Raw genomic sequence first — 12397 nt, forward strand, 5'->3', positions numbered from 1 at the left:
CGCCTGGTCGGCGGCGTGCACGGCCGAGGCCCCGGCTACGGCTCCACGCGGCTCAGTCCTCGTCGGCGTCGAGCTCCGCGTGGGCGAACAGGGCCAGTTCGGTGCCGTCCGGGTCGTAGAAGAGCAGGGTGGAGCCCTCCTCGCCGTGCATCACCGGGGAGTGCTCCACGTCCATCTCCGCGAAGCGCTCCTCCCAGGCCTCCAGTTCGCCCAGGTTCTCCACGCCCAGGGTGAGCCGGTCCAGGCCGCAGTGCCTGCGGTCGAACCTGCCCTTGAAGTTGTCGCGATGCTGGATGAGCGCCAGCAGCAGCCCGGAGGCCGGGTGCTGGCACTCGGTGCGCCGTGTGCCCTCGTGGTCGCTCTTGCCGAGGACCCGGAAACCCAGGACCGTGCGGTAGAAGCGCACACTCTCGTCGCGGTCGCGGACCGACAGGGTGACGAGGGCGAGCCCGTTGAGCTGGGGCACGGGCACCTCTCTGCGGCGGGGGCCGATGGTGGCCAGTAGATCGAGCACGATCATCGAGCCTAGGTCGGAGTCAGAATGATGGGTTCCTCTTTAACGCGGGTTTAACGCCTGATGTTCCCCGAATCACCCCGACACGCTCCCTGACCTCCCCGGTCACCCCTCTCCGACGCCCGGAGCGGAACGTGTCACCGTCGCCGGAGAGGACGGTTCGCCGCGCACGTACCAGCGGGCGCGCATCACCAGGACGGTCACCGCGAAGGAGACCAGGCCGCCCAGCGTGGCCAGCACGAACGCCCCCTGGTGGCCGTGCGCGTCGGCGAGGACGCCCGCGACCGACGACCCCAGCGCCTGGCCCAGGATCAGGCAGCTCAGGATGACGGCCATCGACTGCGACAGGCGGCTGGCCGGGGCGGCCCTCTCGATCAGCCCGAACAGGCTCACGATGTGCGGGCCGATGGCGGCGCCCAGGACGAAGATGGCCACCGCCAGGGCGGCCGCGCCGTGGGCCGCGTACAGCGGCAGGGTGAGCAGGAACAGCGCGCCCGCCGCGATCCGGGCCCGCGCCGTGAGCGGGAAGCCCACGGGGACGGAGGCCATCAGCAGGCCCGCGACGGCGCTGCTGGTGCCCATCACCGCGTACATCAGCCCGGACAGGTCCCCGTGCCCGGAGGCGGCGGAGAAGGCGGTCACGCCGGTGGACATGCCGCCGAAGAACAGGCCCTGGCAGAACATGGGGACGGCCAGCACCAGCAGCGCGGGCGTGGCGATGCGGCCCCCGGCGCCGCGCACCGGCGGGGTTCCGGGCGGCGCGGTGGGGTGCAGGGCGAACACGGTCCCGAACACGCCGATGAGCACGGCCGCGCCCAGCACGCTCGCCGCCGGGGAGAGCGTCACGGTGAGCAGGCCCACCAGGGCGGGGCCCAGGACGAACGCGGCCTCGTCCAGCACGCCCTCGACCGACATCGCCGCGGACACCGACCGCTCGCGCTCCTCGCCCCGGTGCGGCCCCCGACGGATGAGCACCACCCAGCGCGTACGCGCCATGGGGCCGATCTGGGGCATGCACAGACCCGCCGCGGCGGCGAGCACGGCCAGGACCGGGGCGGAGGCCTCCGCCAGGACGGCGGTCACGAGCACGGTGATGAGCACGGCGTCCACGAGCGAGGTGACCAGCACCGGTACGCGCTGCCCGCGCCGGTCGGCGAAGCGGGCGATGACGGGCCCGCCCACGGTCTCCCCGAGCGCGAAGGCGCCGGTCACCGCACCGGCGGCGGCCACGCTCCCGGTCGTGGTGGTGACCAGGGTGAGCAGGCCGATCAGGGACATGGAGATGGGCAGGCGGGCGAGGAAGGTGCTCAGGAGCAGCGGCCACCCGGCGATGTGGTGCATGCGTCGCAGCGTGTCCAAAGGTGACATCCGGCCCCTGTCCGCGGTCGTGGTCGCCCACCCCGGCTCCCGGCACGGCCGTATGGCTCGGGCCGTCGCGGAAGGGCCAAAATTCATCCCATGATATGGCCGTCGTCGGCGGGCGGGGCCTTCCGGCGCCCGGGTGGGGGCTTTCGGGGCCCCGGCGGATCCCCCGGTACCCGTGCGGGGACCTCCGTGGCCCCGGCGGGCCCCGCGGTGCTCCCACCGGGCGCGCCGAGCGGGGGCGCGCCTGTCGGAGGGGGTGGCCCCACCCTGACTTTCGACGGTGCCGCCGACCCGCCCCCGGTGTGTAGGTTCACCGGCATGGACCTCTCCGTACCGCGCGCGGGCCTCCGGCGTGCGCTGACCCCGCTCGGGGGGTGGCCCACCCGGGGCGCCGTCTGGCGCGACGTGCTGTTCGGGGCCGCGATCGCCGTCCTGTGCCTGGGGGAGATGCTCATCCGCTGGCGCGCCGGTGAGACGTCGGCCGCCGAGGCGCTCACCACCGCGTCCGCCGCGGTGGCGCTGACCGCGCTGACCGTGGTGCTCTGCCGCCTCTACCCGCTGCTCGCCCTGACCGTGGCGCTGCTCGGCTCGTTCTGGGTGTACGGCTTCGGCGTCCTGCTGCTGTGCGTCGCCTACCTGGTGGGCCGCCGCCTCCCCACGGTGTGGTCGGCGCTGGCGCTCTTCACGTCCGTGACCGTCCTGTGGACGGCGGTCGGAGCGCTGCTGTGGCCCGAGGCGCCCGCGGCGTGGCCCGCCACCGTGAGCACCGTCGTGTTCACCCTCGTGCTCCCCTGGCTGGTGGGCGTCTACCGGCGCCAGCACGTGGCCCTGGCCGAGGCCGGATGGGAGCACGCCCGCCAGCTCCAGCGCGAGCACCGCCTCACCGTCGACGAGGCCAGGCTCCGCGAGCGCTCCCGCATCGCCCAGGACATGCACGACTCCCTAGGCCACGAGCTCAGCCTCATCGCCCTGCGCGCCGGGGCCCTGGAGGTCAGCCCCGACCTGGACCAGGAGCACCGCCGCTCCGCGTCCGAGCTGCGGATCACCGCGGTCGAGGCCACCCGCAGCCTGCGGGAGATCATCGGCGTGCTGCGCGCCGACACCGAACCCGCGCCCATGTCCCCCGCGGGCGAGGGCGTTCCCGCGCTGGTCGAGCGCGTCCGCGACTCCGGCATGCGGGTCGTGCTGGTGCGCGACGGGGACACCGGCGGCCTGCCGCCGATGGTGGACCGCGCGGTCCACCGGGTCGTCCAGGAATCCCTCACCAACGCCGCCAAGTACGCCCCCGGCGCCGACGTGACCGTGTGGCTGACCGCGAGCGGGGAGCGGGTGGAGGCCAGGGTCACCAACTCCGCGCCCCCCGAGCCGTGCCCCGACACCGGTCCGGGCGGCAGGCGCGGACTCATCGGGCTGCGCGAGCGCGTCCGCCTGACCGGGGGCTCCTTCGCCGCCGGGCCGAACGGCGACGGCGGCTGGGAGGTCTGCGCGATCATGCCGCTGGACGGCACCGCCGGGGCGGGGCCCGACGAGGACGGGGAGGCGGCCCAGATCGACCAGCTCCAGCTCGCCGCCCACCGCCGGGTGCGCGGCTGGACGATGGCCCTGGCCCTGGTACCGGTCACCGCCGCCGTGGCGCTCGTGCTCGGGCTGGGCTGGATCGGCGTCACGAACATGGAGAGCAGCACCCTGACCCCCGAGGAGTTCGCCGACCTGACCGTCGGCGACCCCCAGACCGAGGTCGAGGAGGCCCTGCCGCCGAACTCGGTGTACATGGACGCGAGCGTCCTGGCGCAGGACGCCGTCCCCCCGGGCGCCACATGCAGCTACTACCGCAGCAACGGCGTGTTCCTCGGCGAGGAGACGGTCTTCTACCAGCTGTGCTTCTCCGAGGGGCGCCTGCTGACCAAGGGCGAGGCGCCGCTACGGTGACCACGCGAACCCGCTGCGGACACAGGGAAGAGGGACACACGTGATCAGGGTGCTGCTCGCCGACGACGAGGCGATGATCCGCGCCGGGGTGCGGGCGATCCTGCGCAGCGACCCGGAGATCGACGTGGTGGCCGAGGCCGCCGACGGCCGCGAGGCCGTGGACCTGGTGCTCTCCCACCGCCCCGACGTGGCGCTGCTGGACATCCGGATGCCCCGGATGGACGGCCTCGCCGCCACGGCGGAGATCCGCAGGGTCGCGCCCGGGACCGCCGTGGTCATCCTCACCACCTTCGGGGAGGACAGCTACATCTCCCAGGCGCTCGGCGGCGGCGCCAGCGGCTTCCTGCTCAAGGCGGGCGACCCGCGCGAGCTGATCGCCGGGGTGCACGCGGTCGCCGACGGAGGCGCCTACCTGTCCCCCCAGGTGGCGCGCCAGGTCATCGCCCGGTTCGGCGGGCCCCGGGCCGCCCGGGAAGCGGCGGCCGTCGCCCGGGTCGAGGAGCTCACCCAGCGCGAGCGCGAGGTGCTGGCCCTGGTGGGGGCGGGCCTGTCCAACGCCGACATCGCCGACCGGCTGTTCCTCGTGGAGGGCACCGTCAAGAGCTACGTCAGCGCCATCCTCAACCGGCTGGAGATGCGCAACAGGGTCCAGGCGGCCATCCTCGCCCACGAGGCCGGACTCGTGGACACCTCCGCCACCTGACCCGGTGCCGGGCGGACCGGCCGCGATGGGGGAGACTGGGGAGCATGGACGACGCGTGGCTGGAAGCCGCCTGGCGCGGCCTCGCCGGGGACGGACCCGAGGCGGTGGCGGTCGGCGCCGAACTCCTGGGCCGCTGGAACGAGCCGCACCGCCGCTACCACACGCCCGCCCACCTGGAGGCCGTGCTGCGCGCGGTCGACCTGCTGCTCCGCGAGGAGAGGGTGCGCGACGCCGACCTGGTGCGCTACGCGGTCTGGTTCCACGACGCCGTCTACGAGGGGGTCCCGGGCCGCGACGAGCGCGAGAGCGCGGGGCTCGCCGAGCGGCTGCTGCCCCTGACGGGGATGGGGACCGCGCGGGTCCGCGAGGTCGTGCGCCTGGTCGGGGTGACCGCGACGCACCGGCCGAGCAGGTGGGACGCCGACGGCGCGGTGCTCTGCGACGCCGACCTGTCGGTGCTGGCCGCCCCGGCCGACGAGTACCTGGCCTACGCCACGGCGGTGCGCGCCGAGTACCGGCACGTTCCCGACGGGGACTTCCGCGCGGGCCGGACCGCGGTGCTGCGGTCGCTGCTGGAGGCGCCGCACCTGTTCCACACCCCGGCCGGGCGGTCGCGCTGGGAGGCGCGGGCCCGGGTGAACGCGCTCGCCGAACTCGACCGGCTGAACGCCCCGCCCCCGGTGGAGCCGCCCCCGCCCTGAACCGGCCCTGTCAGGCCGTGCCGGTCAGCCGGGCGGCCTTGGGCCGCCGCAGCCCGGACGCGCGCAGGCGCGTGACCAGCTCGCGCCCGCTGACGTGCTCGGCGCCCAGTTCCAGGGCCCGGGCGTGCAGGTGCTCGGGGATGTCGTAGTGGTCGCGTTCGAACGCCCGCGGGTCCACCCCGAGCGCACGGGCGAAGGCGTGCAGCTCCTCGTAGGAGCTGTCGCTGACCAGGTGCGCGAACAGCCAGCCGCGCGGCCCCGGCCAGACCGGGGTGTCGATGAGAACGCTCATCCGGAAACTGTAGGGCCTGTCCGGCCGGAACCGGTGCGGCCCGTCGCCGCCCCGCCCGCCCCGCTCCCTCCGATCCGCCTCAGGCGCCCAGCCCTCCCGTCCACGGGCACGATCATGCCCGTCACCATCGAGGCCCGGTCGCCCAGAAGCCACGCGGCCCGGCCGCCTGGAACCCGCGTGGGTCGAGCCCTCGGGCGGTGTCCGGTCAGGGCCGCCCGGTCACCGGGGCGCTCACCGGGCGCCAGGGCACGGGGCTGGACATCACCATGGTGCTGGAGGGGCGGCCGTGCTCGGCGAGCCTGTCGATGACCTCCTCGAAGTGCTCCATGGAGCGGACCGCGATGAGCAGGACGCAGCAGTCGTCGCCGGTCACCCGGTGCACCTGGAGGATCTCCGGCATCTCCAGCGACGCCTCGTCGCGCAGCAGGCAGTGCGCGCCGAAGCACTCCATGCGCACCAGGGCGGTCACGGGCAGTCCGGCCGCGGCCGGGTCCACGTGCGCGTGGTAGCCGGTGATCACCCCGCGGTCGGTCAGGCGCCGTACGCGGTCGGCGACGGCGGGCGCGGATAGGTTCACCCGGCGGGACAGTTCGTTGAAGGACAGGCGCCCGTCCCGTTGGAGTTCGGCGAGGATGCGCTGGTCAACGCTGTCCAGCGGGGTTGCCAACCGTGAGGCCATGCTTTGCGTTCCCAAAGTCGAGAGTCACAACGACTTACGAATGCTAGGCCAATGTCCCCTTCGCGTGCCTGTCGGCCCTTCCTGTCCGGGGTGCGGGTGCCCGATGATGTCACCTCACGCGCCCGGCGGCCGTGCGCGGGGGCGGACCCCTCCGCCCGCGGCGCCGAGGACGCGCCGCCGTACACGCGATCGCGACAAGGGGTTTCGCATGCTCACCACGACCGCCCAGCAGTGTCCGTACGCCGGTGGCCCCGGCGGGGCCGAGGCGGCCCGGAGCGCCGGGGACGACAGCCCGACCCTGTCCTTCGACCGCGCGACCCCCTACGTCGACTACGCCGGTATCGACACCCTGCTGTCCCTGCAGAAGCCGCGCACGGCCGAGCCCGCCGAGCCCTCGTTCATCATCGCCACCCAGGTCATGGAGCTGCTGTTCGCCCTGGTTCGGGAGCGCTGGGAGGCCGCACGCGACGCGCTGGAGGCCGACGACGTACCCGAAGCCCTGGCCTGGCTGCGCCGCGCCCGCAACGCCCAGGACGTGCTCAACGACTCCTGGGGCCTGCTCGCCGACATGACGCCCACCGAGTTCAACCGCTTCCGCGACTCCTTCGGCGAGGCCTCGGGCTTCCAGTCCTACGGCTACCGCAAGCTGGAGTTCCTGCTCGGCAACAAGTCCGCCGCCATGATCCGCCCGCACAAGGCCATGGACGGCGTCGCCGACGACCTCACCGCCCTGCTGGAGCGGCCCGGGCTCTACGACGCGGCGCTGCGGCTGCTGCACCGCCGCGGCCTGCCCGTCCCCGAGGACCGCGTCGAGCGCGACTGGACCCTGCCCTACGAGGCCAGCCCCGCTGTGGAGGAGGCCTGGAAGGCCGTCTACGCCCACGACGTGCCCGGCAACGAGCTGTTCCTGCTGGCCGAGGCGCTGCTCGACGTCGCCGAGCGGGTCACCCGATGGCGCCAGCGCCACCTGGTCGCCGTCAAGCGCACCCTGGGCGGCAGACCCGGCAGCGGCGGCTCCAACGGCCTGAGGTGGCTGGCGCGCAACGCCGAGCAGGACGTCTTCCCCGAGCTGTGGTCCCTCCGCAGTACCGTCTGACCCGTTCCCACCCGCCGCCACGAGGAAGCAGGACCCCGATGACCCCCGCCACCCGCGCGGACTGCGCCGCGCTCGACGCGGCCGACCCCCTCGCCCCCTTCCGGGAGGAGTTCGTCCTCCCCGAGGGAGTGGTCTACCTGGACGGCAACTCGCTGGGCGCGCTGCCGCGCTCCACCCCCGGCCGGGTCGCCGACATGATCGAACGCGAGTGGGGGCGCGACCTCATCCGCAGCTGGAACGACGCCGGGTGGTGGGACAAGCCGCGCACCCTGGGCGCCAAGATCGCGCCGCTGGTCGGCGCGGCGGCCGACGAGGTGGTCGTCGGCGACGGGACCTCGGCCAACCTGTTCAAGACCCTGGTCACGGCGCTGCGCATGTCCGACCGCTCGGTGGTGCTGGGCGAGGCGGGCAACTTCCCCACCGACCTGTACGTCGCCGAGGGGGCGGCCTCGCTGACGGGGGCGACGCAGAGGCGCGTGGACCTCGATGGCCCCGAGCTGGCCCGGGACCTGGAGCGGGGCGACGTCGCGGTCCTGCTGCTCAGCCACGTGGACTACCGCAGCGGCACCCTGCGCGACATGCCCGGCATCACCCGCCTGGCCCACGAGCACGGCGCCCTGGTGGTCTGGGACCTGTGCCACAGCGCGGGCGCGGTCCCCGTCGACCTGTCCGGCAGCGGTGCCGACTTCGCGGTGGGGTGCACCTACAAGTACCTCAACGCGGGTCCGGGCGCCCCCGCGTTCCTGTACGCCGCCCGCCGCCACCACGCCGTGGCCGACCAGCCCCTGAGCGGCTGGCACGGGCACGCACGCCCCTTCGACTTCACCGCGGGCTACGAGCCGGCCGAGGGGGTGTCGCGCTTCCTGAGCGGTTCGCAGCCGCTGGTGGCCGACGCCGCCCTGGAGGCGAGCCTGGACGTGTGGGCGCGGGCGGACATGGGCCTGGTGCGCGCCAAGAGCCTGGCCATGACCGACCTGTTCCTGGAGCGCGCGGCCCGGGCGGGGATCTCCTCGATCACCCCGGCCGAGCACGCGCGGCGCGGCAGCCAGGTGGCCCTGGTACAGCCGGAGGAGGGCTCCGGGTACCCGATCGTGCAGGCGCTCATCGCGCGCGGTGTGATCGGGGACTTCCGCGCCCCCGACGTCATGCGGTTCGGGTTCACCCCGCTCTACCTGCGCTACGTGGACGTGTGGGACGCCGCGCAGGCCCTGCTGGAGGTCGTGGAGACGGGGGAGTGGCGCCAGGAGCGCTTCTCCCGCCGAGGCCGGGTGACCTGAGGCCCGGAGGTCCGGTCCCGGGGCCGGACCTCCGCCCCGTCGCGGCGGCCGGGCCCGTAGGCCGGGCGACCTTCCGGGGCTCCTTCGCCCGTGCCTGGAGCCGACCGGAGCGGCGCTGACCGTTCCCGAATGTGTGGTTTGCGTGGACTTGACCACGTTCGTTGGCGTCCGGCGTCCGCCGCGGCTCCCCGTACGGCCCCGTGCCCGTGCCGCCCCGCGAGCGCCCGCGGGCGGGTGGAGCCGAAACTATGACGAGGGCCACGGAAAGGCCCGTCCGCTGCTCCGGGACGGTCCGTAAATCCCCTGCCGCCAGGGCTTTTCGCGTTTTCGGTCCCTTGCGCGCCCCGTTTCGTAACGTATTGCGAGAGACACGCAAAGTCATTTTACCTCTGCGGATTGCGCGCTTTGCCTAAACGTGGGTTAGTGTCCTCGTGATCGGTTCGTTATTGCTGTTTGACGAACCGATGCCGAGCCCTTGACCGGCCGAGAGCCGCAAGGGAGTCGAGACCTCTTTCCCCGGGAACAGGGCCGCGCGAATCCACGCGCCTGCGCCAGCGGAGAAGCCGAATCCCATCGGTACATCCCGTTCCCGCCCGCCACTCGCCGCCAGCGACGCGGGAGAACCCTGCCTTGACCACGCCCTCGCGGGGGCGCACCGAGCGTGCCCGCATGCCGGGCGAGTCATGCCCGCGGTCTTCTCGGCCCTGTCGTCAACCTGGCTTCCTACTTATGAGCAACGACACTCCCATTCAGCACGGCGAAGTTACCGCGACCTACTTCTGGGACGACGGTTCCGGCATCAACGGGGACACAGGAGCCCCCGCGAGCGGGGAACCCATGCAGAAGGGGCTTTTCTCCAGCCCCAGCTGGCCGCTCGGCACCGAGGGCTATGTCGTACACGAGGGCAAGAAAGCCGAGTTCTTCATCGGCGACCGGGGCCCGGGCGCCCCCTCCGAGGGTTGTGACGTCCTCCTCGACATGGACGGCAAGACCTTCGCCGAGATCACGGGCGAGACCTGGAACGACAGCGACTACACCGTCAGCGGCGGCAACGGCCACCTCGAGGTGGAGTACTACATCACCAAGTGGGGCGACGGCGCGGGCACCGAGGGCGCACCGCACCCCTTCCAGCAGCCCGGCAACAAGTGCGAGGACGCGGTCTCCCCGATCCCCGAGGACGCTCTTCCCGAGGAGGAGGCAGAGGAGCCCGCCGAGGAGAGCGCGCAGAAGGCCGAGGAGAGCGAGGAGCCCGCCCCGAAGAAGGCCGAGGGCGAGCCCGAGCAGAGCGCCAAGGAGGAGCAGCCCGAGGAGGGCGCCGCCGGGGACGGGGGCGAGGACGGTGACGGCGGCGTGACCGCCGAGACCGCGGCCAACGACCTCTCCGGCTTCCAGCTCATGGGCTCCGACGGCGTCATCAGCGGCACCGGGCTGCTGGCCCTGGCCCTGATCCCGGCCGTGCTGCTCGCCGTGTTCTTCGCCTGGACCCGCCGTCCGGCCGGCGCCCACGCCGGAGCCGAGGACGACGGCGGAAGCCTGACGGACGCGAGCAACGGCCGCCACAGCCTGGGCACGCGGCTGAACTCCGTGATCGACAGGCTGCGCGGCGGGCGCTGACCCGCACCGGGACGGCCCGTCGGCCGGGACACGTGTTCCGGCGCATCGCGGGGGCCGCGGCCGACCGGCCGCGGCCCCCGTTCGCGTCCGCGGCGCCGCGTGGGCCCGCCCGGTGCGCGGGGTCCGCGCGCTCCGTCCCGTGCCGTGGCCCCGGTCCGGAGTCCGTGTCCGCCGTCCCGGCGGCGCCGTTGCCGCCCGCGGGTCCGGAGCCCTCCCGCGTCCGCGGCACGGAGGTCCGCACCGGCGGGTTCGCCGTTCATGCCTCCCGCGGCCCGCAGGCCGCGGCCGGACGCCGGTCCACGGGGCGCCCCGGCTCCGTCGGGGGGAGTGGAGGAGCCGGGGCGGATCGCTCATCGGTGCGCTTCATGTCTTGAATATGAGGTGAATCACCCCATATTGTCGAGAAGTCCATCCGGATACTGGACGAACTGCCCAGTAGTGCGGTGCGGCGGCCCGGATGTTCTCCGTCGATGATCGTGTGAGCGGTATGAGGTAAGTATGGCCGTGCAGCTGGACGACACCGACCGTCGCATCATCTCCCTGCTCCGCGGCGACGGGCGCATGTCCATCCGCGCGGTCGCCGAGCAGGCGCACATCTCCCGCGCCAACGCCTACTCGCGCCTCGAACGCCTGCGCTCGGAGGGCGTCATCCGCGGCTTCACCGCCGTCATCGACCCCGAGAAGTACGGCACCGCCCTGTCGGCCTACGTGTCCGTGCGCATCGAGCAGCACTCCTGGGAGCGCTTCCGCGGCTACCTGCGCGACATCCCCGAGGTCGACCACGCCGCACTCGTCTCCGGGGACGTGGACCTGCTCCTGCTGGTCCGCGTCGCCGACGCCGCGGCCCTGCGCACCTTCGTGCTCGAACGCCTCCAGCGCATCCCCGAGGTCAAGAGCACGCAGACCATGTTCATCCTCGACGAGCCCCCGCTCTAGACGGGGGCGGGGCGGGGAAGGGGCCACCGTCCCGGGAAGTGGCCCTTGGGGCGGCGCGGGGAGGCTCCTAGTCTGGGCCCATGCCTGAGTACCGCGTGGTCGACGCCTTCACCGACCGGCCCCTGGCCGGGAACCCCGCCGCCGTCCTTGTCCTGGACGAGGCCTACTCCGACGACTGGGCCCAGGGTGTGGCCGCCGAGTTCAACCTGTCCGAGACCGCCTTCGCCCGGCCCGTGCACGAGTCCGGCGCCGACTACGAGCTGCGCTGGTTCACACCCACCGTCGAGGTCGACCTGTGCGGGCACGCCACCCTGGCCACCGCGCACACCCTGTCCGAACTCGGGGTCCCCGGCCCCTACCGCTTCACCACCCGCAGCGGTGTCCTCACCGTCACCGAGCGGGACGGGCGGATGTGGATGGACTTCCCCGCCGCGTGGCCCAAGCGCGTCGAGGAGCCCGAGGGACTGGCCGAGGCCCTGGGCTCGCGCCCCCTGTGGACCGGCCTGGGCCTCGGCGGCCAGGACCTGATGGTCGAGCTCGCCGACGAGGACGCCGTGCGCGGGCTGTCGCCCGACATCGCCGCGCTGGGGCGGATGCCGTACCACCTGGTCATCGTCACCGCCCGGGCCGACGAGGGCCCCGACTTCGTCTCCCGCGTCTTCGGCCCCAACGTCGGCGTGCCCGAGGACCCGGTCACCGGCAGGGCGCACACCGTGCTCACCCCGTTCTGGGCCGACCGCCTGGGCCGCAGTGAGCTGAGCGCCCACCAGGCCTCCGCGCGCGGGGGCGACCTGCTGGTGGAGGAGCGCAACGGGCGCGTACTGATCGGCGGCGAGGCGGTCACCGTGGCCACCGGCACGCTGCTCCTCTAGGTTCCGGCCGGGGGCCCGATGCGGGCGCGGGGACGGAGGAATCCGGGTTTCCCCCTCACGGAGGCCCGAGTTCCGGTAGAACTGGTCCGAGGCACCTCCCCACCCCTCCCGGGGAGGTGCCCGCCGCGGCCCCTCCGGCACACCCCCTTGGTATCGGGGGGTCGCGGCGCACCCCCCGGAAGACCGGCCCCGCCGCCCCAGCGGGGCCGGTCCTCTCCGGCGGACGGCCACCGTCGCCGACGGAGCCGTCCCACCGGCGCTCCCCGCGTCCACTCCCGGACCGGGCGCCCGCGCCGGGGTGCCGCCCGCCCGGGCGGGCGGGACCGCGGGGTTCAGGGCGCGCTGAACCCCCAGGTCCTCGCCCGGGCGTGCGGCGTCGGAGCACCTGGTGCGCTCGTCCACGGGCCCCACAGCGGATC

General features: G+C 73.8%; 12 protein-coding genes. 8 read left to right on the top strand and 4 right to left on the bottom strand.

What is annotated here, in order from left to right; genetic code table 11:
- Positions 1-52 precede the first annotated feature (52 nt).
- On the bottom strand, positions 53-520 hold the full coding sequence (locus NDAS_RS03890; RefSeq protein ID WP_013151830.1) for a VOC family protein: 468 nt from the start codon (positions 518-520) through the stop codon (positions 53-55).
- Positions 521-619: 99 nt separating this feature from the next.
- Positions 620-1882, bottom strand: coding sequence for an MFS transporter (locus NDAS_RS03895; protein WP_013151831.1), 1263 nt, complete (start codon positions 1880-1882; stop codon positions 620-622).
- Between the two features lie 315 nt (positions 1883-2197).
- On the opposite strand from NDAS_RS03895, the gene NDAS_RS03900 reads away from it, so the two are divergent.
- From NDAS_RS03900 to NDAS_RS03910, 3 genes are read left to right on the top strand one after another with little or no spacing between them, the layout of a single operon-like run.
- Positions 2198-3808 carry a sensor histidine kinase gene (locus NDAS_RS03900; protein ID WP_013151832.1) on the top strand — a complete coding sequence of 537 codons (1611 nt, stop codon included), beginning with the start codon at positions 2198-2200 and terminating at the stop codon, positions 3806-3808.
- A 40-nt stretch (positions 3809-3848) separates the two neighbouring features.
- The gene (locus tag NDAS_RS03905; protein WP_013151833.1) at positions 3849-4511 is read left to right on the top strand and encodes a response regulator transcription factor; all 663 of its coding nucleotides are present in this window, start codon (positions 3849-3851) and stop codon (positions 4509-4511) included.
- A 44-nt stretch (positions 4512-4555) separates the two neighbouring features.
- The gene (locus tag NDAS_RS03910) at positions 4556-5212 is read left to right on the top strand and encodes an HD domain-containing protein (protein WP_013151834.1); all 657 of its coding nucleotides are present in this window, start codon (positions 4556-4558) and stop codon (positions 5210-5212) included.
- Between the two features lie 10 nt (positions 5213-5222).
- On the opposite strand, the gene NDAS_RS03915 is transcribed toward NDAS_RS03910, so the two are convergent.
- Both NDAS_RS03915 and NDAS_RS03920 read right to left on the bottom strand, forming a co-directional pair.
- Positions 5223-5504, bottom strand: coding sequence for a DUF4031 domain-containing protein (locus tag NDAS_RS03915; RefSeq protein ID WP_013151835.1), 282 nt, complete (start codon positions 5502-5504; stop codon positions 5223-5225).
- 205 nt (positions 5505-5709) lie between these two features.
- Positions 5710-6183, bottom strand: a complete 474-nt coding sequence (locus NDAS_RS03920; protein WP_013151836.1) for an Lrp/AsnC family transcriptional regulator — start codon at positions 6181-6183, stop codon at positions 5710-5712.
- 208 nt (positions 6184-6391) lie between these two features.
- On the opposite strand from NDAS_RS03920, the gene NDAS_RS03925 reads away from it, so the two are divergent.
- The 5 genes from NDAS_RS03925 (at position 6392) to NDAS_RS03945 (ending at position 11978) form a co-directional block, all read left to right on the top strand.
- Positions 6392-7279, top strand: coding sequence for a tryptophan 2,3-dioxygenase (locus NDAS_RS03925; RefSeq protein WP_013151837.1), 888 nt, complete (start codon positions 6392-6394; stop codon positions 7277-7279).
- Positions 7280-7317: 38 nt separating this feature from the next.
- Positions 7318-8556, top strand: coding sequence for a kynureninase (kynU, locus tag NDAS_RS03930; protein ID WP_013151838.1), 1239 nt, complete (start codon positions 7318-7320; stop codon positions 8554-8556).
- A gap of 729 nt (positions 8557-9285) precedes the next feature.
- Positions 9286-10170, top strand: coding sequence for a hypothetical protein (locus tag NDAS_RS03935; protein ID WP_013151839.1), 885 nt, complete (start codon positions 9286-9288; stop codon positions 10168-10170).
- Between the two features lie 498 nt (positions 10171-10668).
- Positions 10669-11106 (top strand): Lrp/AsnC family transcriptional regulator, encoded by a 438-nt coding sequence (locus NDAS_RS03940; RefSeq protein WP_013151840.1) that lies wholly within the window; start codon positions 10669-10671, stop codon positions 11104-11106.
- A gap of 80 nt (positions 11107-11186) precedes the next feature.
- Entirely contained in the window at positions 11187-11978 is a 792-nt protein-coding gene (locus tag NDAS_RS03945) for a PhzF family phenazine biosynthesis protein (RefSeq protein WP_013151841.1), read from the top strand.
- Positions 11979-12397: the final 419 nt, after the last annotated feature.

The sequence above is a fragment of the Nocardiopsis dassonvillei subsp. dassonvillei DSM 43111 genome (assembly GCF_000092985.1).
Classification (GTDB): Bacteria; Actinomycetota; Actinomycetes; order Streptosporangiales; family Streptosporangiaceae; genus Nocardiopsis; species Nocardiopsis dassonvillei.

What these genes read in the sequence shown, in the direction of transcription:
- kynU (WP_013151838.1), top strand. Translation starts at nt 7,318, where the DNA reads ATGACCCCCGCCACCCGCGCGGACTGCGCCGCGCTCGACGCGGCCGAC.
- NDAS_RS03920 (WP_013151836.1), bottom strand. Translation starts at nt 6,183, where the DNA reads ATGGCCTCACGGTTGGCAACCCCGCTGGACAGCGTTGACCAGCGCATC.
- NDAS_RS03900 (WP_013151832.1), top strand. Translation starts at nt 2,198, where the DNA reads ATGGACCTCTCCGTACCGCGCGCGGGCCTCCGGCGTGCGCTGACCCCG.
- NDAS_RS03910 (WP_013151834.1), top strand. Translation starts at nt 4,556, where the DNA reads ATGGACGACGCGTGGCTGGAAGCCGCCTGGCGCGGCCTCGCCGGGGAC.
- NDAS_RS03935 (WP_013151839.1), top strand. Translation starts at nt 9,286, where the DNA reads ATGAGCAACGACACTCCCATTCAGCACGGCGAAGTTACCGCGACCTAC.
- NDAS_RS03925 (WP_013151837.1), top strand. Translation starts at nt 6,392, where the DNA reads ATGCTCACCACGACCGCCCAGCAGTGTCCGTACGCCGGTGGCCCCGGC.
- NDAS_RS03915 (WP_013151835.1), bottom strand. Translation starts at nt 5,504, where the DNA reads ATGAGCGTTCTCATCGACACCCCGGTCTGGCCGGGGCCGCGCGGCTGG.
- NDAS_RS03940 (WP_013151840.1), top strand. Translation starts at nt 10,669, where the DNA reads ATGGCCGTGCAGCTGGACGACACCGACCGTCGCATCATCTCCCTGCTC.
- NDAS_RS03945 (WP_013151841.1), top strand. Translation starts at nt 11,187, where the DNA reads ATGCCTGAGTACCGCGTGGTCGACGCCTTCACCGACCGGCCCCTGGCC.
- NDAS_RS03890 (WP_013151830.1), bottom strand. Translation starts at nt 520, where the DNA reads ATGATCGTGCTCGATCTACTGGCCACCATCGGCCCCCGCCGCAGAGAG.
- NDAS_RS03895 (WP_013151831.1), bottom strand. Translation starts at nt 1,882, where the DNA reads ATGTCACCTTTGGACACGCTGCGACGCATGCACCACATCGCCGGGTGG.